The 26533-nt window shown below is 38.2% G+C and carries 17 protein-coding genes, 1 pseudogene and 1 riboswitch; of the genes and pseudogenes, 17 read left to right on the top strand and 1 reads right to left on the bottom strand.

All coding sequences use genetic code 11. The features are described 5' to 3' along the window. From CEF19_RS03020 to CEF19_RS02975, 10 genes are all read left to right on the top strand, one after another. Positions 1-739, top strand: a 739-nt coding sequence (locus tag CEF19_RS03020; RefSeq protein ID WP_227521903.1) for a helix-turn-helix domain-containing protein, incomplete at its 5' end; no start/stop codon positions are given. 273 nt (positions 740-1012) lie between these two features. After that, on the top strand, positions 1013-1903 hold the full coding sequence (locus CEF19_RS03015) for a carbohydrate ABC transporter permease (protein WP_100404712.1): 891 nt from the start codon (positions 1013-1015) through the stop codon (positions 1901-1903). A gap of 15 nt (positions 1904-1918) precedes the next feature. Then, complete coding sequence (locus tag CEF19_RS03010) at positions 1919-2743, top strand: carbohydrate ABC transporter permease (RefSeq protein WP_100404711.1); 825 nt, start codon at positions 1919-1921, stop codon at positions 2741-2743. A gap of 182 nt (positions 2744-2925) precedes the next feature. Continuing rightward, positions 2926-6354: a glycoside hydrolase family 3 protein gene (locus CEF19_RS03005; protein WP_100404710.1), complete on the top strand. Its 3429-nt coding sequence runs from the start codon at positions 2926-2928 to the stop codon at positions 6352-6354. Positions 6355-7383: 1029 nt separating this feature from the next. Beyond that, positions 7384-8697, top strand: coding sequence for an ABC transporter substrate-binding protein (locus tag CEF19_RS03000; RefSeq protein ID WP_100404709.1), 1314 nt, complete (start codon positions 7384-7386; stop codon positions 8695-8697). A gap of 72 nt (positions 8698-8769) precedes the next feature. After that, positions 8770-9693: a carbohydrate ABC transporter permease gene (locus tag CEF19_RS02995; RefSeq protein WP_227521902.1), complete on the top strand. Its 924-nt coding sequence runs from the start codon at positions 8770-8772 to the stop codon at positions 9691-9693. Then, the gene (locus CEF19_RS02990) at positions 9693-10523 is read left to right on the top strand and encodes a carbohydrate ABC transporter permease (protein ID WP_100404708.1); all 831 of its coding nucleotides are present in this window, start codon (positions 9693-9695) and stop codon (positions 10521-10523) included. The genes CEF19_RS02995 and CEF19_RS02990 overlap by 1 nt, the downstream gene beginning before the upstream one ends. Positions 10524-10553: 30 nt before the next feature. Beyond that, positions 10554-12599: a beta-galactosidase gene (locus CEF19_RS02985; RefSeq protein WP_100404707.1), complete on the top strand. Its 2046-nt coding sequence runs from the start codon at positions 10554-10556 to the stop codon at positions 12597-12599. Between the two features lie 22 nt (positions 12600-12621). After that, positions 12622-14631 carry a beta-galactosidase gene (locus CEF19_RS02980; RefSeq protein ID WP_100404706.1) on the top strand — a complete coding sequence of 670 codons (2010 nt, stop codon included), beginning with the start codon at positions 12622-12624 and terminating at the stop codon, positions 14629-14631. 190 nt (positions 14632-14821) lie between these two features. Next, on the top strand, positions 14822-15961 hold the full coding sequence (locus CEF19_RS02975; protein WP_100404705.1) for a GntR family transcriptional regulator: 1140 nt from the start codon (positions 14822-14824) through the stop codon (positions 15959-15961). A 1293-nt stretch (positions 15962-17254) separates the two neighbouring features. Here the strand turns inward: CEF19_RS02975 and CEF19_RS24410 are convergent. Next, a pseudogene (locus tag CEF19_RS24410) lies at positions 17255-17685 on the bottom strand (tyrosine-type recombinase/integrase); the annotation flags it as partial. A gap of 345 nt (positions 17686-18030) precedes the next feature. On the opposite strand from CEF19_RS24410, the gene CEF19_RS02960 reads away from it, so the two are divergent. From CEF19_RS02960 to CEF19_RS23035, 7 genes are all read left to right on the top strand, one after another. Then, entirely contained in the window at positions 18031-18234 is a 204-nt protein-coding gene (locus CEF19_RS02960) for a hypothetical protein (protein ID WP_157800869.1), read from the top strand. Further along, complete coding sequence (locus CEF19_RS02955; RefSeq protein ID WP_100404702.1) at positions 18231-18851, top strand: sensor histidine kinase; 621 nt, start codon at positions 18231-18233, stop codon at positions 18849-18851. The genes CEF19_RS02960 and CEF19_RS02955 overlap by 4 nt, the downstream gene beginning before the upstream one ends. A gap of 521 nt (positions 18852-19372) precedes the next feature. Next, positions 19373-21673, top strand: coding sequence for an Ig-like domain-containing protein (locus CEF19_RS02945; protein WP_100404700.1), 2301 nt, complete (start codon positions 19373-19375; stop codon positions 21671-21673). A gap of 417 nt (positions 21674-22090) precedes the next feature. Then, positions 22091-23716, top strand: coding sequence for an RICIN domain-containing protein (locus CEF19_RS02940; RefSeq protein WP_100404699.1), 1626 nt, complete (start codon positions 22091-22093; stop codon positions 23714-23716). A gap of 550 nt (positions 23717-24266) precedes the next feature. Continuing rightward, a complete protein-coding gene (locus CEF19_RS02935; RefSeq protein WP_100404698.1) occupies positions 24267-25328 on the top strand; it encodes a methyl-accepting chemotaxis protein in 1062 nt (353 codons plus the stop codon). Positions 25329-25361: 33 nt separating this feature from the next. Continuing rightward, positions 25362-25535, top strand: coding sequence for an aspartyl-phosphate phosphatase Spo0E family protein (locus CEF19_RS02930; RefSeq protein ID WP_227521900.1), 174 nt, complete (start codon positions 25362-25364; stop codon positions 25533-25535). A gap of 612 nt (positions 25536-26147) precedes the next feature. Beyond that, a riboswitch (cyclic di-GMP riboswitch) is annotated at positions 26148-26232 on the top strand. A gap of 48 nt (positions 26233-26280) precedes the next feature. Further along, positions 26281-26442 carry a hypothetical protein gene (locus CEF19_RS23035; RefSeq protein WP_157800868.1) on the top strand — a complete coding sequence of 54 codons (162 nt, stop codon included), beginning with the start codon at positions 26281-26283 and terminating at the stop codon, positions 26440-26442. Positions 26443-26533 lie beyond the last annotated feature (91 nt).

Genomic DNA, 26533 nt, shown 5'->3' with positions numbered 1-26533 from the left:
TAATATTCATAACAAACATTATAGTTGTTTTGTACTGATTCATGGGTACGGTAGCTTGATTGATGAAACAGGAAAAGAATACTCTCTTTCCCCTAATTCATTTTGTCAGCTCTTTCCAGGCAATAAATATACCATTCTAATTGAACCTTCTGAGCCATGGTATGAATTTCAACTTAGTATGGACAAGGATATTGTTCATGCACTTGCCTCCCTAAATCTATTAAATATTAAAAAAACTGTATTTGAAATAAATGTAAAACCTTATTTGGAACAGTGGTTTAATGATTTATTATTTCAGCTAGAATCTTCAAATAATCAATCTGATCTTACAGAAGTCTTTTTTAATGCACAAAAGTTGCTCATATGCTTACATAATGAAAATAGTGAAATACCTGACACGGACGTCAATACCATAATCTCCGGAGCAAAGCAGATATTATGCCTAGACTATGATAAAGCGATCTCTCTTGAAGATGTCGCTGCATCATTTAATATGAGCTATGAAAATCTCAGAAAATTATTTAAAAAAATGGTAGGTTTATCTCCCATACAGTATCGTCTAAATGCTAAATTTCATTATGCCGAACGTTTGTTAAATGAAGGTAATTCAGTAAAAAGTGTTGCTAGCCATGTTGGATACGAAGACCCTTGTATTTTTTCAAGGCAATTTAAAAAATATATGGGAAGAACTCCTAATAGCTTTAAAAAGAACGCTACTGCTAAAAAGTCATCGCCTTGACTAGCCGGAAAAATATAAAAGATAAGAACTCACAAATGATGTTGCATCAATGTTTGTGAGTTTTTTCGTTCTCACTGTTTTTGTAAAAAAAAAATATTTTCCGATAATCGAGACTAGCATTTATTTAATAACAAAAAAACTTTTGATAATTCTAAACCTTATCCTCCTATTCTCTACTTACTAACGCATGTCTGATTGTTATGATGAAAAACAAACGTAATAATACAAAAGTTGGATGATGGGAAAACCCATTATTCGGAAGGAGTGGCACCATTGCATAAAGTATATAGCGATAAACTTGCAATCTTTATCTTTGTCTTCCCAGGAATTGCATTTTTTTTACTGACATTCGTTGCACCTATTATTTTAAGTGGATATTATTCATTTACGAGTACATTAGCACCTGGAACTCCTATTGAGATGGTAGGATTAAGTAATTATAAAGCATTATTATTTGAGGACAGTCGTTTTTGGTTTTCTATAAGGAATGCATTGTTGCTAGGTTTAGGATTTATTTTAATTCAACATCCGATTTGTATTTTCTTTGCAATATTATTAGATCGAATTGGTGGAAAAGCGGAGAAATGGTTTCGAACAATTTTCTTTATTCCATGTGTATTGTCAGTTGTCGTTATTTCGAGAATGTGGCTTTCCGTGTTAGACCCTACATTTGGGATCTTTAATAAAATATTATCAGCGATTGGACTTGGCGCCTTTCAACATGCTTGGCTGGGTGACTCATCAACTGCACTCGGTTCACTACTTGTTATCTTAATTTGGGCAGGCTTTGGATGGGGATTATTATTTTATTATGCTGGGATTAAGGGGATTCCAACGGAGTTATACGAAGCTGCTAGGTTAGATGGAGCGAAAGGATTAAAATTACATTGGCATATTACATTGCCACTATTATCTCCAGTAATATCGGTGCAGATTGTGTTAGCGATGATAACAGCATTTAAACAAATGGAGACTGTTTTCCTTACAACAAACGGAGGTCCGGGAGACTCTACCCAGTTCGTGGCGGTATACCTATATAATCAAGCGTTTTCAGCTAGTAATTATGGCTATGCAAATGCAATTTCTATCATGTTTATTGTTTTTTGCTTGCTAATTACATTCTTGTTAAACAAAATAACAAATAACAAAAATCTCGACTATTGATAAGGAGTGAAGATGATGTCGAAATCCAAACGTCTAATGCTATGGATCTTTTTACTCTTGGTTGCTAGCATTCAGTTGTTTCCTTTAATTTGGTTAATTAATTTTTCGTTGGTAGATTCAAGTGAATTTTACTCAGATAAGATCCTGGTATGGCCAGATGTGATAAAGTGGGAAAATTATACGAATGCTTGGATAGAAGGGAATTTTGTTAGATACTTATTTAATAGTATTTTAGTTTCTGGAACTACCATCGTTTTGACCGTAGTCATTTCTTTATCAATGGCCTATGCGTTTACTAGGATGTCATGGAAATGGAATAAATTCTTTTTTGTTATTATATTGTTAGGAATCATGATTCCAATACACGCTACACTCTTACCTAACTTTACAATCTTTAGGGCGCTAGGGTTAACAAATTCTTATTGGGGGTTAATTCTTCCATATACCGCTGTTTCTGTACCGTTTAGTACATTTATTTTAACAGGTTTTATGAGAAGTATTCCTAGATCAGTAGAGGAGTCAGCCGTGATAGACGGTGCAAGTATATACCGAATAGTATTCCAAATTATTTTACCGCTTACAATGCCAGCTATTGTTACGGTTGCTGTGACAACATTCCTTACTTGTTGGAATGAATTTATTATGGCCTATACATTTTTAAGTGATGATAGGTTGAAGACCTTGCCATTCTCCGTTATGAATTTTGCAGGACAATACTCATCTGATTATGGTTCTCAGTTTGCGGTCATGGTGTTAACGTCTATTCCAGCCATCATTATCTATGCCATTTTCAATGAGAAGATTACGAAAGGTGTTACTGCAGGAGCAGTTAAAGGATAATAGAAAGGTAAAAGAACGATCTGATTGGTTATGCAGCCAATAGGATCGTTTTTTTGTATTAATTTTTTCACTATTCTATAAAGTTAAACTTTTCTTTACATTTCTCTACTGTATGGAGCGTTTAAGAATGCTATATTCACTTATGAAAGCGTAATCAAAATTTAAGAGGGGTAAGGTGAAATATGCTAAAAAGGAAATTTCACAAATCACGAAGAACATTTTCCTTGTTCATGGCTTTGGTAATGTTGTTAAGTTGTTTAGGTCAGAGTATTGCTTTTGCAGAATCCTCTACAGCCTATGTACCTGAAAGAGGGAAGGATGGACGTCCAATATTCAGTGGGAATCCTGAGCACTTAACACCGTTTGTTAATTTTATAATGGACAACGATATGAGTTTTGAAGATTTGATTTACTTCTCAAATGGAAGGCAAACCTATCGAGATGCGGAAGGAAACATTATCCGAACGAGAACGGTTAAGGCGGGGTATTCATTACCGGTTTACTTGGATGGGAAGGATCACGTACAGGGTGTATACACGGATTTCCCGTCATTTATTGGACTAGGTAATTCCTGGAACGAGGATTTGGCTAAACAAGTAGGAACTGTAATTGGGGACGAAAAACGTGGAAGTGTTCCCGTCGAGGATAGCTCCTTGGCATTAATGTGGTCGGCCATTGGTGATATACGAAATAATCCGCTAAGTGGGCGTTACGATGAAGGATTTTCCGAAGACCCCTTTATGGCTAGCAGATTAGCAAGTTCAATGGGTTCAGGGGTTTCAGGAGTTGATTTAATTGATCAGTCAAAAGATAATGATTTTTATCTTAAAACGGGGATTCAGAGTAAGCACTTTGCAGTTTATAATGCACAGTGGTTTCGCAAAAACACCAGTAACAACGTAGGTGTTCGCGCTTTACACGAATATCAGCTTCCAACATTTCTTCGTCAAATTGAAAACGGTTCTGTTGCTGGTTTTATGACTTCCTATGGCAAAACGAATGGAGTTCCCAATTCCATTTCACCAAATATTAAGATCGCAAGAGAGGTCTCACCTTATAGTGTCTCTTTAATCACTGATTATGGGTCAGTTACCGATTTAGTGACAGGTCTTGGAAATGGTTATGATTCGAGCTACGTTCCTGATAATGCTCATCTATCGGCACTTTTAGCTAATATTGCTTCTACATGGGGGAATCCAAGTTTCAATGGTAGTCCGGGAAATCCAGATAAAGCACAATCAGTCGATGGAATTAATCGCGGGCTGTTCAATGTAGATGAAACCAAGCTAAAGGAAGCTGTGCGACCTATACTTGAATTGTATGTGCGTTTGGGGTATTTCAATGAGAGGGATGAGAATGGACTTCCAATTGGTTATCCATATAATGATCTTATTTCCAACCCTGTAAATGCTGATGACACTAAAAATCAAGAAATCGCCTTACAAGCTGCTAGAGAAAGTATTGTATTATTAAAAAATAATGGAACTCTGCCGATAGCTGAAAATAAGAATGTGGCCGTGTTGGGGCAGTTTGCGGAATACCGTAATAAGACATTGTATTCAGCTGGAACACCAACTTTGCCTGGAGCGAATCTTACAATTGCGGATGCAATTTCAGATAAGCTTGGTGATGATCAAGTTGAAGTTCGCTCTGGTGGTAAGTTGATAGCGTTGAAGTCTAACGCAACTGGCAAGTATTTAACTGCTGATCTTGGAACTACGAATGGAATCTTACAAGCTGGTGGAGAACCTGCTGCAGAAGCTGATGAAGCCTATTCCTATAATGTGGGAACTGGCGAGTATGTTTCAAAAAATGAAGTTTTTGAAGTATATGATTGGGGACAGGACGCTTACAGCTTTACATCATTAGCAAATGGTAAATACTTAATGCGAAATACGAGGGACGCTACGATAGAATTGAATGGAAACAGACCAACAACATTACTGCCTTTCAACCCATATGTGAATGGAGTTTTCTCATATGAGAATGTTGGAGAAGATAAGAGTATTCGTCAGGGTGGGTTTAAAGGTTCTTTCCAAGGTGGATTTGAAACTTCTTTCTTAACAGACGGTAACTATATAGCGGTATCCGGAGATTCTGTTACAGCGAATACGAATGTAGAATACTTTAAGAATTTAACGGACAAAGGTTCTGTGACCTTCAAAGAAGTAGTGCTACAAGAGCCAGGGGACGTTGCGACAGAGTTAGCAACATCCAATGATTATGCAGTCATCGTAATCGGGGCTCCTGCGCAAATTAATACAAGTGAGGGTGTTGACCGTGCACGTCTAGATATGGGGGAAGACCAACTAGAACTAGCAACAAAAGCTGCTGCAGAATTTAAAGCACAAGGTAAACAGACAGTAGTAGTTATTAGTGCGAGCTTCCCTGTAGGAATGGAACAAATTCAAAATGATTCGAATATAGATTCTATATTATTTGCTCCTTATGGAGGTCAGTTCGAAGGAAAAGCTCTGGCTGAAGTACTGTTTGGAGAAGTGGTTCCAAGTGGACGCCTTCAAAGCACTTGGTATAAAGATATTTCATCATTCCCAGCAATAAGCGAGTACAGCTTGCCTGAAGGTGATAAAATTAGCTCTCTAGATCAAATCGATCCGCGATTTACTGTGGATATGACGAACTCTGATCCTGCAGAATCGAAACTTACGTATCAATATACTGACGCTGAGGTAACTTATCCATTTGGATATGGATTGAGCTATACGACATTTGACTATAGTAATCTTCAAGTGCCAAATCGTGTAAATGCAGATGGAACTTTTGATGTTAAAGTTGATGTAAGGAACACTGGATCTATTGGTTCGTCAGAGGTGATTCAGCTATATGTTACAAATAATACTTCTGAATATGGTTCGAACGTTCCGAAAAAACAGCTTATAGCTTTCGGTAAAGAATACATTCCTGCAAATGAAACAAAAACAGTAACGATTACTGTAAATCCAGAGGATTTTGCAATATGGGATGTAAATAGACAGGAGAAAATAGTAGAAACTGGAAACTATAAGTTGATGGTTGGACAGTCTTCTGCAGATATAAAACTGTCAAAATCACTAACAGTTACGGGTAAAACATTAGCTACTTTAGATTTATCTGAGCCTGCTAATGTATGGGATCATGCTTTCCATAACAACAATCTCTTATATCGCGAAGTGTCTAAGGAAAGATCAACAACTTATGCTGGTCAATATTATGCTGTTATGTCAGCTGGAACTGATTCATGGGTTGGTATACCAAAAGTAGATTTGACCAATGTGAAAGATGTAATATTAAGGGTAGCTTCATCTAATCCAAAATCTACAATTGAAATAAGAAAAGATTCTCCTACAGGAGAAAAATTAGCTGTATTAAAATTTAAGGAAACTGGTGAATCCACTTACACAGTTCCAAGTAACGACGGTAGTGGAGCAACCCTTCACGAAATGGCTTATGTAGAAGTCACTAAGCCAATTAAAAAATCTACAGGTACATCAAACTTGTATCTTGTATTTGATAATAAGGATATTCGTGTTGACACAATCCAACTTATCGAGAAAAAAACTAAAGGAAACCAAGGAGGAAACTCTGGCGGTAATCAAGGAAAAAATAATTAAATAAGGTGAAATAGATATCACTTGAACATATGAATTTACCTTCATTGCTTAAGCGTCAATTAGGGCTAGTTCACGAAGCAGATGTTCCGCTAATTGAATTATAAGTCAGTGCTGCTAAATTACAGGCCGTGAGTAGCTAAATCACTATTTTACTAGGGGTAGTCATGAGGGGATAGCTGAATATTTGGCTATCCCTCCTGACGTTGTGGTAGCAGTTTTGAAGACCGCTACTTCATCGTAGCTACAGAGAGATGATATTGACATTCTGAAAATCTAGGCAGTGTCCCATATAGTAAGACATCCCTTTTTAAGCCAGAAGGTTGTTAGCCCCTTATGAAAGAAACGTTTGATAGGAGGCTATGATGATTTCTTAGCTTATTTAATAAAAGAAGAATTGCAGTCTTCATAAGGACAGGTCTCTGATGGACGACGGCTTTGGACAGTTCGCGAGGATTTCTTGGTCAGTGCTATGGGGCAGTTCTTCCCTTACCTTTACAAGAGAGTTGAATAGTAAACCATAAATGCTTCTGTCACAACGGAAATATTAGTTCGATACAATTCTTTATTTTATCGCTATTCTTGGAAAGAAAATTTTGAAGAATCGACCTGAGCATTCTAGTCTTCTTTGAAAGAGCCTTTTCTAAAGTATAACCGTTTCTTGGTATAACCAAGAACGGTTATTTATTTTGAATTAGTTAATCTAGTTGGGAAAAAGACATTTTACGTTTAACAATTCCTAAAAGATAAAAAAGATAAGTGGCTTAAATAGTCTTCTAGATTTTAGTAAGAAGTAGAGTACCTATCAGGGATACATCCGATAATCTTGTTTATTTAAATACAACTTGTATCTATTTTTTGTAGTTCCAACGATATTTGTTGACAACTTGTACTGTTAGTTTTATACTAATCTCATAATAAGGATTCGAAAAATTTGATTAATTGAATGCGCTTTCCTGCGTTTCGAATCTATTGGTTAGCCCCCTCTAGTAAAGAGTGGTTAATATAAATTCATTAAGGGAGTGACGAGTAGTGAAACATTTGAAATTTCTAGGTGTATTTCTTTTTATTGTAGCTATGTTAGCTGGGTGTGGTGGTTCTGACAGTGCAAGTGAACAGGAAGAACTTGAGAATCCAGAAGAAATTAGTGGGGACATCACGGTCTGGGCTTGGGCACTTGAAGCGAATTACCTTGAACAAGATGTACTGCCTTTATTTCAAAAAAAGTATCCGAACATTAATGTAACTGTTAATAACATAGGAGTTGACCAAGTGTATCAACGCTTAAATGCTGGGTTGTCCAGTGGCGGAAGTGGATTGCCAGATGTCGTTCAAGTGGAAAACAATCGGATCAATTCCTTTACGGATCAATTCCCGGATGCATTTGCGAATTTAACTGACATGGGCTATGACGAGTACGATGCTGCTTTTCCTGAAGGGAAATGGGCTGGGTTAAAAGACGTAGATGGAAACATTATTGCGATGCCTCGTGATTTAGGACCTGTTGGTGTTATGTATCGTACCGATATTTTTGAAGAGGCTGGCGTTGATCCAGAAGCAATCGAAACGTGGGATGATTACATCGAGGCAGGAAAGCAAGTTGTCGAGCATACGGGCAATGCATTTTTAGGAATGTATGATGACAACTTGTTCCGTATCCTTTTGCAACAACAAGGAAGCTACTACTTTACAAATGATGAAGACGGACACTTGAATTTAACGTCAGAAGAAGCGGCGAATGCTTCTGAATTGCTTACAGAACTAAAAGACGCTGGGCTGATCGCTTACACAGACAACTGGGACGGGCAAGTGGCTGCAATGAAGAATGGCCAAGTCGCTACACATCCGGATGCTGTTTGGTGGAGTGGAACAATGCTTGAACAAATGCCTGAATTATCTGGTAACTGGGGTATGTTTGAATTGCCTGCTTTTGAAGAAGGTGGCGTTCGTGCATCAAACAATGGTGGATCTGCTTTAGCAATTCCGAGTAACTCCAACAACAAAGTTGCGGCTTATATGTTTGCTGAGTTTGCAACAACGAACATTGAAGCACAAACGCTTTCTCTGCAAAATCGTGGATTGTTCCCGTCGCTGTTAGCTGCATATGATGAGCCGTTTTTCAGTGAAGATCAAGAGTTCTTTAACAATAAGCCATTTTTCCAACAGTTTGCTGATACGGTACCGAATATTCCAGCAGTGAATCACGCATCAGATGAACTTGCCGTAAGACAAATTATGTTAAGTTCGATCGAAGCCTTTTTATTAGAAGATCAACCGATTGACGCCATGATTCAATCGGCTGAGGAACAAGCGCAACGACAAACTGGACGCGATGTAGCAGAATAGCAAGTAGAACAAGGAGGCTGATTTCTACAATTGCAAGCCTACAAGAGTCAGCCTCTTCTAAAGGAGTCGTTCATGATGATAACCCAGCAACCTTTAAATGAACAATCGTTAAACAAGAACCATAAGAAACCGAAAAAGCAACTGATTAACGTCAAATCGGCGCCGTATATCTTTGTGGCCCCTGCTGTACTTTTATTTCTCTTTTTTACAGCTTATCCGATCGTCGCCTCTTTCTTTTTAAGCTTTCAAACAAGAGTCTCAGGTGAATATGTCTTTGCAGGGTTTTCTAACTATACGAGAATGTTTGGAGACCCTTTATTTTATAAAGCAATGGGCAACACGCTCATTATTTTAGTCGTGCAAGTTCCGATTATGCTTTCACTTGCGTTGCTTTTAGCCGTGTTATTAAATTCTAGTTTATTAAAGATGAAAGGCTTTTTCCGAGTTGCCTTTTTCACGCCAGCTGTCACGTCTTTAGTTGCGGCATCGATCATCTTTACGCTTTTATTGAATGGAAATTTTGGATTTGTGAATTACATCCTAACGTCGATTGGGTTAGAAGGCGTAAATTGGTTATCGAATCCATTTTGGGCAAAAGTGTCACTGATCATCGTAGTCACTTGGAGATGGACTGGGTATAACATGGTTATTATACTCGCTGGACTGCAAAACATTTCAAAGGATTTATATGAAGCAGCGAGCATCGATGGCGCTGGGACTATTCGAAAATTTTTCACGATTACCATTCCTCAGTTAAAGCCCGTTTTGCTCTTTACATTTGTTTTGTCTACTATTGGGACATTTCAACTGTTTGATGAGCCGTATAACTTAACGGGAGGCGGACCAAATAACGCCACATTAACGATTACTTACTATTTATATAACCAAGGATTTCAGTACTTTGATTTTGGATATGCGGCTGCATTAGCGTATGTCATTGTCTTATTTATCGCTGTTATTTCTTGGGTTCAATTCAAAGTAGCGAGGGATGACTAATGAACTTAAATAAACGTTTGCTACCACAATTATGTCTGTATTTCATATTAGCTATCGGTGTATTCGTATCATTGTTTCCTTTTTATTGGATGCTCGTCGGGGCAACTAATCCATCCGGTCAAATCTTATCATTCCCACCTAAGCTCGTACCTGGGGATTATTTAATGGAAAACTTACGAAATCTCAGTCAGTCGATTGATATTTTCAGTGCCTTAATCAATTCGACGCTTATTTCTGTCATCTTTGTCATCTTTAGTTTGCTCATTTGTGCTTCGGCTGGGTATGCGTTTGCCAAGTTTGAGTTTAAAGGAAAAGAAGTCATTTTCGCTATGTTGTTGTTAGCGATGATGATTCCTTATCAAGCAACGATCATCCCGCTTTTCCAGTTGTTCGGGAATCTTGATTGGATCAACACATATCGTGCGGTTATTCTCCCGCAATTGAGTTATCCATTTGCAATATTTTTGATTAGACAAAACATGAAAGGAATTCCGAATTCCTTATTAGAAGCAGCACGAATTGATGGTGCTGGTGAAATTTTTATCTTCTCAAAAATTGTCATGCCAATTATGAAGCCGGCTCTTGCGGCGGTTGGTATTTTCTTATTTACGTTTCAGTGGAATAACTTTATGTGGCCATTAATTGTTATGTCGACTCAAGATATGTATACATTGCCTGTCGCGCTCTCAACGTTAGCCGGTTTAAACTCTGTCGACTATGGTCAATTAATGCTCGGTACGGCAATTTCGGTCATCCCAGTTTTAATCGTATTCTTAATTTTACAAAAGCATTTCGTTTCTGGAATCTTAGGAGGTTCTGTGAAGGAGTAGATGTTCTTACTGATTTGGAGGGTTTATTTCATGAAAAAACAACTACAAGAAAAGAAAATTACATTAGGGGTGTGCTACTATCCAGAGCAATGGCCTAAGTCATTGTGGGACGATGATTTTAAACGTATGAAAGAGTTAGAGTTTCAATATGTACGAATGGGCGAGTTTGCTTGGACGATCTTTGAACCGCAAGAGGGCCAGTATTCCTTTGAGTTATTTGATGAAGCAATTGAATGTGCGAGTAGGCATGGATTAAAGGTCATATTAGGGACACCCACTGCGACACCACCTGCTTGGCTGACTCATACCTATCCAGATGTATTAAATGCGTCACAAAATGGTGTCTTGTATCAACACGGGATGAGACGACATTACAATTACAATTCTGAAATCTACCGTGAACTCTGTCAAAAAATTGTGACTGAAATGGTCCTTCATTATAAAGATCACCCAGAGATCGTCGGTTGGCAGATTGATAACGAGTTAAACTGTGAAATGAATGTCTTTTATTCAGATAGCGACCATCGTGCCTTTAGAAAGTGGGTACAAGACAAATACAAGACGCTTGATCAAGTAAACGAAGCGTGGGGAACGGTCTTTTGGAACCAAACGTACACAGAGTGGGAACAAATTTATTTGCCGCGTCCGACGGTACAGGATTCGCCTAACCCTCATCAAGCGCTTGATGAGAAACGCTTTATTTCAGATAGTGCGATCTCATTTGCTAAATTGCAAGCCGATATTATTCGACGCGAAGCTCCTCGGCAATGGGTAACAACAAATGGCTTATTCGGACATTTAAATAGCCATCAGCTAACGGATGACATGCTCGATTTCTTTGCTTATGACTCGTATCCAAACTTTAGTACGATTTTTCCAGAGAATTCAAACAAGCCGCTGCTCGATCGGAAATGGTCTTGGAATTTAAGCATTGTTCGGAGCATTTCTCCTAATTTTGCTATTTTCGAACAACAATCAGGTCCTGGAGGTTGGGTGAATCGCATCAAGCAACCTTCGCCCAAGCCTGGCCAATTAAGACTCTGGTCGTATCAGTCGATTGCGCACGGAGCGGACATGGTCCTCTACTTCCGCTGGCGCACAGCGACTCAAGGATCAGAAATCTATTGGCACGGAATCAATGATTATCATAACTTGCCAAATCGCAGGGTCGATGAAGTGACCAACGTTAGTTCAGAAATTCAAAAAGTTGGCGAAGCCATTGCTGGATCAATCTACACAGCCGAAGTGGCCATCGTCTTTGATTATGATAATGAGTGGGACGGAGAGCTCGATGAATGGCATGGTCCCTTTGCCAAAGCGAGTCAACAAGAATGGTTCAAAGCGTTTCAATATAGCCATATCCCGGTTGATGTTTTGAACTTACACAAGAGTAGTACATTAGAGGATTTACAAAAATACAATGTTCTGATCTATCCGCATCCAGCGATTATGACGGAACAAACTGCGCAGTTGCTCGAACAGTTTACAGAGAATGGCGGCAAGATTGTGTTCGGATGTCGCTCCGGATACAAAAAGGGTTCAGGGCAGACGTATATGAAACCATTCCCTGGGGTCTTATCAAAATTGACTGGAATCACCGTTGACGATTTTACAACGATTGGACCATTTGAAGAAGCGCCATCGATCATTTGGTCAACGAACGACAAGCAAGGAACGGTCGAACATTTTAACGAAACACTAACTGTTCAAAGTGACCAAGTTAACGTGTTGGCTCGTTTTCACGGTACGTATTATGAAGGTAAATCAGCTTTGACCAAGCATGCATACGGCAAAGGATCGGCCTATTATCTTGGAGGCGGTTTTAATTTAGATATTGCTCTTATGCTTTTATCCGAGTTACAACTTGAAACACCGATCAAGAGCATGACCTTACCTGAAAAGGTCGAGTTAGCGATTCGAACCAAAGCTGGTCAACAATTTATCTTCCTATTAAATTACGCCCATCAGCCGCAGGAGATTTTTTTAGAAGAAAAAATGGTTGATCTGCTTTCTGGTCAAACACTAGAATCTCACGTCACGATGAAACCATATGACGTATACATTTTTCATAAATAACTGTGACTAAGGAGAATTGAAAATGAAGAAATTATTATACGGCGTTGCTTACTACGATGAATACATGCCTTACGAAAGGTTAGACGAAGACATCAAGATGATGAAGGAAGCGGGAATTAATGTTGTCCGCATTGCCGAGTCAACATGGAGCAATCATGAACCGCAAAATGGTGTCTTTGATTTTTCCTCCGTCGATCGCGTACTCGATGCAATGCACGCGGCTAAGATTCAAGTCATCGTCGGGACGCCTACGTATGCGGTCCCGACGTGGATGGTGAAAGAACATCCAGATGTGTTAGCGACTACCCCAGACGGCCCTGGTAAATACGGTGCTCGTCAAATTATGGATATTACGAATCCGACGTACTTATTTTACGCTGAACGGATTATTCAAAAGCTCATCAGTCGCGTGAAAGATCATCCAGCCGTCATTGGCTATCAAACTGACAATGAGACGAAACACTATAATACGGCAGGTCCGAATGTTCAGCTTTTGTTCGTTAAATATTTGCGTAATAAATTTGAGTCATTAGAGGCAGTCAATAAAGCGTTCGGATTAGACTATTGGAGCAATCGCATTAATAGTTGGGAAGACTTCCCTTCTGTTGTTGGAACGATTAATGGCAGCTTAGGTTCTGAGTTTGCTAAGTTTCAACGAACACTTGTCGAAGACTTTCTCACATGGCAAGCGTCACTCGTGAATGAATACAAACAAGATCACCAGTTTGTCACACAAAATTTTGATTTCGAATGGCGCAATTACTCGTTTGGCATTCAGCCAGATGTTGATCATTTTGAATCATCAAAGCCATTTGATATTACGGGCGTCGATATTTATCACCCGTCACAAGATGACTTAACCGGGATTGAAATTGCGTTTTGCGGCGATGTCGCTCGTTCAACGAAACAAGACAATTATTTCGTTATCGAAACACAAGCACAAGCGTTCACACACTGGACACCATATCCTGGACAGTTGCGCTTGCAAGCATTTAGTCATGTCGCATCAGGTGCGAACATGGTTGCTTATTGGCATTGGCATTCGATTCACAATTCATTTGAAACATACTGGAAAGGGCTTTTAAGTCATGATTTTGCCCCTAACCCTGTTTACAATGAAGCGAAAAAAATTGGGAATGATTTCAGGGAGCTCTCCCCTCAGCTTGTTAATTTAAAGAAGAACAATAAAGTAGCCTTTCTTGTAAGCAATGAATCGTTAACTGCAATGAAATGGTTCCCGTTTCATTTTGGTGCTGAGATTTCGTATAACGATATCGTTCGCTTCCTGTACGACGAGCTGTATAAAATGAACGTTGAATGTGACTTTGTCCATCCAGGTTCGGATAACTTTGATCAATATGAGCTCCTGATTGTACCAGCGCTTTATGTAGCTTCAGATGAACTGTTAGGCAAGTTAAATACTTTTGTAAAAGACGGCGGTCACATTGTCTACACATTCAAAAGTGGTTTTACTAATGAACATGTCAAAGTAAGAACGACAAGTCAACCAGGGCTCATTGACGGTGCTTGCGGCATTTCCTACAACATGTTCGTTAAACCATCGAATGTTTCGTTGAAAGGCGACCCATTTGAAGTCGGTGAAGATCAAAATGACGTTCACACGTGGATGGAACTACTTTCTCCTACGACGGCAGAAGTTTTAGCATATTACGACCACCCACATTGGGGAGAATACGCAGCAATCACAAAAAACTATTACGGCAAAGGAACGGCCACATACATCGGCTGTATACCAAGTCGTGCTGTGATCTCAAAAGTATTGGAACAAGCCGTGAAAGAAGCAAATTTATGGGGAGACGATCAAATTAATCAATTCCCTGTTATATCAAAGCATGGGACGAACGAACAAGGGAAAAAGGTTCACTTTTACTTTAATTATTCGGATGAAAGTCAATCCATGCACTATTCGCACTCAAATGGAGAGGAACTGACCTCCCATTCCACTATCGAAACAGGCGCGGAACTAACATTGCCGCCTTGGGGAGTGCACATCATCGAGGAACATTCCTGATCCCCCTTTTTACCTGAGAGGTTTGCGTTGTCGGCCTCTCTTCCTTTACATCCCCTAACAACAAACCATCTCTGCAAATCAAAATTCCTTGTTTACTATATTTCATAATTCAATGAAAAAAGATATAATTACATACATCTAGTTTGTATGAACGATATATTTACTCAAAGTAGCATTAGAGGTGAAGGACATGGCAAAAAAATACGACATCGTCAAACAAGAAATTAAGTCTTGGATATTAAAAGGCCATATTCAACCGAATCAAAGAATTAAATCAGAACATGAATTAGTAGAACATTTTGAAGTGAGCCGACAAACGATCAGGCAAGCGCTCGGTGCACTAGTGGAAGAAGGCTGGCTGTACAAAGAACACGGAGTCGGTACGTTCTGTAATCCACAAAAAATTGTAACCTCTTCTGTCATCGCGAATGAGCAAGAAAAAGCAAAGCAAAAAAGCGTTGCGATGATTAGTACTCATATTTCTGATTATATTTTCCCATCTATGATTCGTGGTGCTGAATCGTTTTTTACCGAACGTGGGATAATTTTATATGTTGTCAGTACGGGTGGGGATCATACAAAGGAAAGAGATTGTCTTGAACAAATTTTAGAACGTAATGTCGATGGCCTTATTATCGAACCGACAAAAAGCGCCGTTCAAAATCCCAACATTGACTACTACTTACACTTAGAGTCAAAAGGAATTCCTTATATAATGCTCAATTCGTACTATACAGAATTAAATCCTCCTCACCTCGCTGTGGATGATGAAAAAGGAGGATATCTCGTCACAAAGCACTTACTGGATCTTGGGCACCATCACCTTTCTGGAATCTTTAATACAGATGATATGCAAGGGGTGTTAAGGTTAAAAGGCTTTATTCAAGCGCATAGAGAAGCACTTATTCCAATTGACCCAGATCTTTTGATCACCTTTAAAACATTTGAAGAAGAACTTCTTAGCAACAAAGTTCAAGCGATGATGACATCTGATCAAGTACCTACTGGCATAGTCTGTCATAATGACAAAGTTGCCGTCTTAGTTTTGAATTTGCTTAAAGAGTTGCAAATAAATGTCCCTGAGGAAATGTCGGTCACAGGATATGATGACTCGTACTTAGTAGCAAGTACAGGAATTCAACTAACTTCTGTCACACATCCAAAATCAAAAATCGGCGAAGAAGCAGCGAAACGAATTTATGAAGTCATCATGGATCAGAAATCTATCAGAGATCTATCTTCAACTGTTTATGAACCACAACTCGTTGTGCGACATTCAACAGGTAAGCCACAAAGCAAAACTGAGAGGGTTGAACCTCACTCACTTTAATTAAAGAACCTACCATGTAAAAAAATTACTGCTATCTAGGCTAAGAGAGAATGAAAAAGGTTAGGGGACAACTGATTTTCATAGGCGATTAAAAGTGTAAAGGCACGGCTTCGCCTTAGAACTGGAGAGAACGTGGATGTTAGTTTGTTTCCTCTCATGGAAATTAAAGGCTTGTTGTATCACATAGAAGAATGGGCTTCAGTAATTTCGATGTTAATCACTGAACCCAATGATCTATTAGATGGATAGAGAAGAGTGCGCTTCTTGATCGGAGGACACTCTTTTTGTGATGGCAATGATATTAGAGGGTCGTCTCGATGCATAGTCAATAACATATCAAATGTTAAGACCGTAACTACGATCATAGTTTCCTATGATAATTCCTTTGAATGTCGTTTGAATATGGAGTCCCTTTCTTGAGGAGGAGGGCATAGGCTTCGGCAAGGCCATCTTGATATAAGTGATCTTGATAGGATTCTTTTCAGATGACTGTTACGATAACGGCTATAGCATTTTGAATATAGGAATTGGTTGGTTCATGCTGGAGCGTGATTTAATCCTGCAGGGGCGTAAGTGAGTAGATGTTTGAGGGCGGTTTGACGTTTACTGAAACTAACGCCAGTCACTCTAGTTTAGAATACTTGCTTAACCTACCTGATAAACAAATAAATTTAAGTAATTATCACACATGGCTTTTACTAAAGGATACTTATCTAAAGAGGAATAATTATCAAAACCAATTCACTACTGAGCAGTACAACAATATTATTCAATAAAGTGGCTGTAATAACCTATCCCTATTGATAAAGGTATCGTAATATTATGAATTATCCCACTCTATAATACTAATCCTTCCCTTCTTACTAAAACATGTATGAAGGGAAGATTTAAGAATCTGAAATTGAGAAAGTAAATATAACATTGTATTCAATAAGATAAGTGTAGTTTTAAAGCTAAATTTCATAAATATCATGTATTCTTAAAATAAAAAGAAAGTCTGTGATATTAATTTGATCCCAGACTTAAGTAAATTATGTTTTTTAAAGTGAACTTGAGTTTTTTCACATTTTTAAAACCGCACTACAATAGGCTTTACGCACACCCTTCACCTTACGGAAACAAGTGCCTCGACATTGACAGGGTGGAGGACACTGGTTCGAACCCAGTAGGGGTCATTTCTTTAAAAAGCTTGAAGTCCTTGAAACGAAAGGGTTTCAAGCTTTTTTACTTTTGAGAGATAGAAGTCAAAACGATATCTGAGAAACAAATGGTGTCGAAATGGTGCCGACCATTTTAGTTCGATTTGAATAGTAGGGCATCTATCTTATTAGAGACCTCTTCCTGCATACTGGGTAATACATGTGAATAGATATCTAGCGTTGTTTTAATGTTACTATGACCTAGCCTTTCAGAAATAACTTTTGCAGACGTTCCATTTGCAAGAAGCATCGTAGCATGAGTATGCCTAAGATCATGAAATCAAATTTTAGGAACGTTAGCAAATTCAATTAACCTTTCAAATGATCTAACAAAGTTATCAGGGTTTACAGCAGTTCCTTTTTTAGTACATATTACAAGGTCATTATCGAAATAATCAGGCCCATGGCTTAACTTCTCTTTTGCAATTAACGCGTTTTGTTTTTTTAGCAAAGCAACCGTTTTTCTAGTGGAAGGTTTATACTCCTTATACTTGAATCTGTCTTTGCACCTGTTAAGAAACGTTTAATTGCAGGACTAATATATGGTCAATCTAAGCTTGATGATCTAATTCTTTATAGTGGAAGCGGACAAGTATACAGCTTTAAAAGAACGGTAACACCATCATTTGGACAATTTCAAGATTCGGAGTTTTACAGTATGATGGTAGAGGAAGAAGGACGGCCCGTGTGGCTATCGACTGCTGAAAGTGATAAGTTTATTAAAAGTGAGAATCCAATTTTTCACAAGGTCGTGTTACTAAGGATATTAATACCCTTCGTGATATCGGTTATCTTATTCTAGATGTGAAGCTAGAGCGATTTGATGAAGCGTTTAAGATCCTTAAGCAACTAGATTCCAAGGAAATGATCGTGAACCATGAAGGGGAGATTAAGCTTCCAAACGATATGTTGTTAAATCAATCAGGTACATTAATTGATGATTGGGAAAAAGAAAAAAGTTTAATTTCATTCATTCCCTTCACATTTAACGAGTACAAATCCTTTACTTTTTTTCTTATATCGATTAAGCCATGGAGCTTTATTACGAATGAAACGAAATTATCCGTCAGGTGACGATTTTCTTAGTCATTCTTGTGACAGGGTTTGTTGTTTGTTTTAAACAATTATTTCTAAATCGAATTATCCGATTTATTACAGAATTTCAATCTAATATGAAGATGGTAGAAAATGGACAATTAACAACGAGGATGAAAATGTTTTCTATACGGGAATTAAATCATTTAGCAAAGGGTTTTAATCGAATGGTTGAGGAAATATCAACCTTATTAAAGCGAGTTAAAACTGAGCAGGAACGAAAAAGAAAAGCAGAATTTAAAGTGCTACAAAATCAAATTAATCCACATTTTTTATATAACACGTTAGAGTCAATCAATTCTATGGCTGTGTTACATGGAAGCAGAGACATAAGTAAAATGACGATCAATCTCGGAAAGCTACTTCGAATTAGTATTAATGTTGCTGACAAAGTGATGGTCAGTGATGAAGTGCGCCATGTCATTAGTTATATGGAAATTCAAAAGGTTCGCTTTGATGAACGGTTTATGTTTGAAATTGAGATCGATAAACAACTAGAACACTATTTCATATTGAAACTTGTTCTGCAGCCATTAGTAGAAAAAGATTGCATGAAAAAACACACATTAATGCTAGGGTGTGTTTTTTCGTTTTGAATGTGAGAGCTTTAATAGGTTGAAATAAGGAAAAAATCAGGAGTGAAATAATTATTGAATTGTAGTGAAATTAAAACAATTAAATGCTGATTTGAATAACCTAGCACCAGTTGCAAGCAAGCAAGGAGGTGAAAGATCGTGCCCTTATTATTTGTATCTTTCCGAACCGGAACACCGTTGAAAATAGATTTATCCGTTATTTCAATCCCATATAGACGATCTGCCGTATCTTTTTCAAAGGTAATTAGTGGATGTAAAACGTTAATCTTTAGCTTTTGACAATAAGCATGATCGGATTGATTGTCATTTGATGTAAATGAAACTTTTCTAAACACTAAAGTGAGAAGGAAGTATTAAAATGTTAATTATCAACCTAAAGGAGAGTAAAATATGTAAAAGTTTCCCTGCTACAATTGAAGTAAGTTAGAGCAAGAAGGGAGGATATCACCTAAGTAGGCCCTCTTATGTAATCGAGAATTCAGTAGGCAGTAAAGGTTAAAAATTATTAAGGAGAGATACTGATGAAAAAGAAAAATAATCGACTTCTTTGTATGAGTGCAATTGTGACTGCATGTATGATGGTAATAGTTACACCTGGTTTTAGTAATACTGAAGGAAAAGCGAAGGTAACTACAAATGAAGCCACGTTCGCGTTCCCTGGTGCTGAAGGTGGTGGACGGTATGCGAGTGGCGGAAGAGGATATGAGATTTATGAGGTGACGACATTAGAGGATTACGCTTCTGATGAAGAGCCTATAGCAGGTTCCTTCCGTCATGCTGTGAGTGAAGGAAATCGAACAATTGTTTTTCGTACATCTGGAACGATTCATTTAAAAGAACGTCTAAGTATTAAGCAGAAAAATCTAACCATTGCTGGACAAACGGCACCTGGGGATGGGATTGCTTTGGCCGGGTATGAAACAAATATCTCGGAATCTGAAAATATGATTATCCGTTATATGCGTTTTCGCGCTGGGAGTGAAGGTGCTCATACAGAGCCTGATTCATTTGGAGGGCGTGATGTAAAAAATGTAATCATTGATCATGTATCTGCTAGTTGGGGTGTCGATGAAGGGTTGTCGTTTTATCGAAATGAAGATACAACCGTTCAGTGGAGCATAATTTCCGAAAGCCTAGTGTTTTCTGAACATGTTAAAGGTCGTCATGGTTATGGAGGAATATGGGGTGGAAGGAATGCAACGTTTGCAAATAATTTAATCAGTCATCACGTTAGTCGTATGCCTGCCCTTGGGAATGGGGGGCCAAAACCGGATCCAGTTCCTGCAACAGATATAGTCAACAATGTAATCTATAATTGGGGATTTAATTCGACCTATGGTGGAGAAGAGCTAGAAAATAATATCATAAACAATTACTATAAGCCTGGGCCAGGAACAAGAGATGCAGTAAACCAACGTATTGTCAGTCCAGGGCGTGATGGGCATTCGAGTTGGTTCTATATTGACGGTAATGTGATGCACAATAATTCTGAGGTAAGTACAAATAATCAGTTAGGTATTGAAGAAATTAAAAGTGGGACGGTCTTTTCTGATATCCCATTTGCTGTCTCAGGGCATGAAGAGCTTGATTTGAAAACAGCAGAGGAAGCGTATGAGGCAGTTTTGAACAAAACAGGAGCTACCTATCCTAGACGCGACGCTGTAGATGCTCGTCTTGTGGCTGATGTAAGAAATAATACTGGTCGCATGATTAATCACGAAAAGGAAGTAGGAGGCTACCCCGAATTGCGTGCAGAGGAAGCACCGCTTGATTCAGACAGGGATGGTATTCCGGATGAGTGGGAAATTGAGAACGCTCTCAACCCTCATAATTCAGAGGATGGAAAAGAAATTACGGAGTCAGGCTATTCAAATCTAGAACTCTATATAAATTCACTTGTAGATATGGACTATGTAGCTGAGAATCCTGATGTAGAACTTAGTGCACCGACATACAATAGTGTTCACACTTCTGGTAGCACAGTTAATTTGAAGGTGAACATTGACAAAAAGAATATCGAAAAAGTGGAATATTACAAGAATGACGAAAAATTAGGTGAATCAACCAAAGGAGCATTCAATTATCAGTGGAAAGATGCACCAGAGGGCACGTGGTATATTTCAGCAAGAGCGTATGATAAACAAGGAAATGCTACTCAAACAACATCGACGCCAATCCATATTAATCATATGAAACAGACCGGGGATTGGAAATCAAAAGATATTGGTGATGTAGCTGTAAAAGGAAATCTTGCTGTGTCAGACGGGCAACTTACGGTAAAAGGAGCTGGGAGAATAGCTGGAAAGGAAGACTCGTTTCATTTCGTATACCAACAATTAAGAGGAGATGGCGAGCTAATTGCACGTGTCGACAGTTTGACAAAGATAGACAACAATACGATGTCAGGAGTAATGATTCGTGACAGTTTGAATGAAGAGGCAGCAACAGCAATCGTTAGCCCATCCCTTGTAAAAGCAGGTCGGAATATTGCACCTTATGCTGTACACTTTTCGGCACGTAAATCAGAAGGGGAAGAAATGATCGCCCCAGGAGAACATGATCAACCAGAAGACATCGGGGTACCACTAATTAGAGATATTGATTTACCTGTCTGGTTAAAGATCGTAAGGAACGGGCATACCGTGATTGGTTATTTATCTAAGGATGGCAAAATCTGGGAGGAAGTTGGTCGTAAAGAGCTTACTCTTAACAAACAGGTTTACATTGGAATTGCGGTTGATGGTGCAAAGGATACAAGTCAGATTGTAAATTATAACACGGCTACATTTTCGGGTATTTCACTAAAAGGACAAATATTTTAATAACTTGAAAGTGTTCTAAGAAGTTTGTTATTAGAGATGGGGTTCGCTCTAAAGAAGACAAAACCTTTGGCCAGCTGATACATTGTAGAGGCTGGCTAAGAATGATTAACTGAAAGGACGATCATCCACCCTGGGTTCAAAAATCGTATTAAATATAGGTTTGATGTCATATTCCAGTTATTCTCTCTCGTGTATGAGTTCCATTTAAGGGAAATTATTACTTTTCATAAGTTATTGTTGGTTTATGCTATATATTTATTAATTATTAACTATTATAATAATATTCAGAATTATATAACTCCTAAGAAAAACACATTAATACCATGTGTTTTTCTTTTTGTTTTTACAGCGCTTTCTTAATGCGAAAAAAAGGAGGGTAGAAGAAAGTTAGCTTTAATAAAACTGAGGAGGTATACGATGAATAGAAAAAATGGAACACAACGGAAGGTATGGTATTGGATCATTCTCACTCTTGTTTTATCAATTGGGTTTGGATTTAGTGTTCAGGCCACGCAAGCAGCTGAAGTTGTCGACGCTAGGGATTTTGGAGTAACAGCAAATGAGAAAAGCTCCCAAACTGGGGATCTTCATGCTGCAATGCGTTATTTCTATGATAGAGGGGAAGAGGGAACGGTCTATCTTCCAGCGGGGACTTATTATTTTGATGAGGCCATTCGTTTCCACGCTAATGTAAATTTAATTGGAGATGGAATGGGCGTTACGATATTAAAGAAAATTGGAAGTAGCCCAAACTATGTCGTTGGAAATCCAATTTTACACAATAACTCAAATAATTTAAATGCAACCGTGTCTGATTTAACATTTGATGCGGATCGGAATAATCGAGCACAACAGGGGCTTGGTCAAGTTGGCGGGATCAATATTGATGCTGATGTGAGAAATTTAACGTTAGATCGAGTAGAAGTGCGTGATGCAACAATTGGGGCGTTGCTTAGAAGATTAAAGGACTCAGAGATTCGCAATAGTCGTTTTGACTTAACAAGCGGTCATGCCATTGCTTTTGGGAGTGAAAATCACGCTGTTGGTGATGTTAGAAATAATTTGATTACTAATAATGTGATTACAAATTCGACAGGAGGAAGTGGAATTAATCTCTCACGTGCAACATATACGACAGTGACCCATAATCAGGTTATTAATGAACAGCAGCAACAAGATTCATATGGTGGAATTAGAATACCGAACGGCGGGGAACACAACACTGTTAGTAATAACATTATTGAGAATTATCCTCGAGGAATTTTCGTCTTAACAGGGGCGAATAATAATGATATTACTGATAATACGGTTCGTGATTCAAGGATTCATGGCATTCTAGTTCAAGCAGACCAAAATACGTTTTCAGGGAATCTCATTCAGCAAATGGATCCAACTTTAAATCCAGAAGCTCTCATACGTTTAGCACCTGGGAGTCATAACGATATCTATTATAATTATATGCAAACACATTCTAACTTTAGTAATACAGGAGTACGAGTCACTGGTTCATCTTCCAATAATTCTATAAGGGATAACATGATAGAGACAACAGGAACACTTGTTAGTATTGAAGGAGGTAGCAACAATACTAATGAGAGAAACAGCAATTTCTTTTCAGGAAATGTCAGTTTCCAATTTAAGAACCGCAATAGTGGGAAACTGTTAGAAGTTGGAAATGCAAGCACAGAAGATGGAGCAAATGTTAACCAGTGGGCAAGTACAAATTGTGGCTGCCAACTGTGGAATTTAATTGAAAATAGTAGTGGCTTTTTTGGAATCATTAATGAAAGCAGTGGTAAAGCACTTGATGTTTATAACGGAGGTACCTCGAACGGTGCCAATGTGGTGCAATGGGGCCACCATGGCGGTTCAATGCAACAGTGGGAAATAAAACCGAACAGCGACGGTTATTTTTCACTCATTAACCGCAACAGTGGCAAGGCGCTTGATGTAGAAGGTAAATCTGTATCTGACGGAGGAAACATCGTCCAATGGGCGTCAAATGGTGGTGCGAATCAGCAATGGGAAATTGTTCGGAATTAAAAAGAAGAACCCGCGTTTTGTGGAGCACTGAAAAAGTAAGAACCAAACCTTAATAAATCCAAATAGAAGCAATGGCTAACGAACGTCCCGCCCGCTATGAGAAACCACTCATAACGGGCTTAAACAAAGCGACGACTCCATTCACTGCTTAAGAGGCCACTCATATAAAGAAAGAGCTTATTCGTTAAGGTACCGACCCCCGAAAGTTAGAGTAGAAAATCTAACTTTCGGGGGCCGGTACCAAAATGGATATGCTCTTTTTATTTGATTGCAGGGGAGCTAGTATAAACTATTAACATTTTTTAATTTACACTAATCGTAGAGGGGATGAGGAAGATTTGGAACGAAGATAATGTCCATTTTAGGCGTCATTACGTTCCAATTTCATAATAGCCCCACAAAGTCCCTATTTCAGCCGATAAAAACTTTTTTTGCTTTTAATATTTATAAAGTTCATCCGTTGGTCCTAGTGATATGAATTAAAAAGTCCTCTACAATAGTAATACAGTTATATTTTTCCAGAGTAACTTATTTGGAAGGAGGTGAACAAATGAACTTTCCGCATAGATTTATGTGGGTGTTTGTGCTCGTACTGGTCATCTTTTCTTTTTTCGATAGGCAGATACAAGCTGGAATGTTAAAATCCGTTACGGAAGATTTACCATCTTTGACAGAGCGGTCAACTGACTTGACCAATGTCGGGGATACTGAGATTTCTATACTGGATAATACAAAATCAATAATCATTAACCCAACTGAAACGGTTATTGAGGAAGTGGACGAAGATGTATCGGAAACTTCGGAAGCTATTGAAGCAGTGGATAGTAAATCTTCGCTATTAGATAAGACAACGAATATTACCTCCAACGAGATAGAAACCGTCATAAAGAAAGTGGACGAGGACATATCTGAAACTTCTCGAGATATTAAGGCAATGGTAAGTGACTCTCCGCTAATAGATAAGGAAACGAACACTATCTTAAATGAGATGGCTACTGTCACAGAAAAAGTGGACGAAATCCTATTTGAAACCACATCAGTCCTGACGGCTGTGGAACCGATTTTGCCATCAATCGGATTAATTTATAATATTCTAAATTTAAGGATTAAGCCAATCAAACCCGATGAGTTAACGGGGAGGTTGGGACACGAGACGGAACTTAATATAGAGATTAAAGAAAACTTAGAGCCAGCACAAAGAAAAAGCCTGGATGAGGAACTAGATGAAGCTTTATTTACTCAATGTTGTGACCCTTCTGCCATCGTCCCAAAAAACCGTAAACCTAAACAAGACAATACAGCAACGACTTCAGTAGGGTCTGGATCCGAACTCAAAGTAAAAATTAGAAAATCTAAGACCCTTAGAGAACCTGAACCTAACAATATACCGGTGCCCGTGGGAACAATGTCATCCTATACCGTCCTTCCTTATCAAAGTAAACAAGGTTTAAAGAAGGCCGGTTCCCATTCCAGCCCAGATGTCATGTTACCCGACAGTATCCCAATCATGATTAGTAAAAGCCTTCTAGTCAATCAAGCGAAGCTATTTGTTAGCAATAGGGCGAATGAACCACCCGATCCGCCACCGAAGCACGTCCTTTTCTTAATCTAGTTTAATAAAATGAGAAAAGGAAGGTGTATATGTATGAATTCACATTATTCTTCAGGTATGATGAATGAAACTTTATTGAACCAGATCGAGAGTTTACGTAGCAAATTAAACGAACTTGCCAATGAACATGGGTTGCGGCATCCTTTAGTATTGAGAAAATCCAAACAGCTTGATAAATTAATAGCCCTATATATGGATGAAGTCTAAAATAATGTGATAAAGGACACTGACACCTTGTGTTTATGCTGTTCTTGGATCAAGTTATTATCATCAAGTACACGAGTAGAAAGAATGTCTGGTCTACGATATCTGGGTGATCCGGTAGCAGAAAAAAGTAACGTTAATTGGATTTATTCGGAAATCCTTGGATTCACTCAGCTAGTATCGGTGTACTGTACAAACTTTGACCGTTTACGTAGAAGATGTTTGTATTCACCATAGTAAAAGCGTACCACCCGGGATCGGGTGATACGCTTTTTTGGAGTAGTTCTTTTTTTGTGCTACACGAGTCTGGTAGATATCTCTTCCTAACTCAGCTAAATAGCCTCCCTTCCAAAGTTGGTCACAACAATCACTAACGAAGTACTTGTGTATCTTTCTACTTCACTAAATAGAAATCATTCTCTAGTTAGAAGCTATTTTTAAGCGATGAGAGTTCTTCAGATAATTAGCTTCATTTTAATACAAAATTACTCGCAGTTTGAGATGAATACAAATATTATTGTACTATGTACATTCGCCAGCCTATTGAGAAAAACTATTCTATTAGCTTATACAATTTTAAAGAATATGATATATAGTGTAATTAATCCGCATAAATCGTTTAAATGGCAAAGTCATTGAAAAATGATGACGCAAAACTACAGGGGCTAAAGTTTTTCTACAATGCCAGCCAGTTACTGAAAACGATTCATCTATCGATTTGTGTGAAAATCAAAAGGAGTTATGTGGGATGGCTAAATCAATCAGTAAAAGAGAAAAGAGACGAATACTTTGTTTTGTTGCGGAAATTAAAGCATTTAAGCATGGTAAGATTGGAATATATGAAGGCAACGGGGTCTTACCTAATTCAATAAATCAAAACAACATATTATTTAAAGTTCAGTTCAGTTAATAAAAAAGTACATAACCCCTAATGATGGGAAACGGTTGTTAAAAAGCTATACATTACAGACTTCCAATGGATTCTATATAAATTAACAGTT

Origin of the sequence: Bacillus solitudinis (assembly GCF_002797395.1) — a bacterium.
GTDB classification, from domain to species: Bacteria; Bacillota; Bacilli; order Bacillales; family Bacillaceae_D; genus Halalkalibacter_A; species Halalkalibacter_A solitudinis.
Note: the sequence above shows the minus strand (reverse complement) of the source record. Positions and strands in the feature narration are given on the sequence as shown.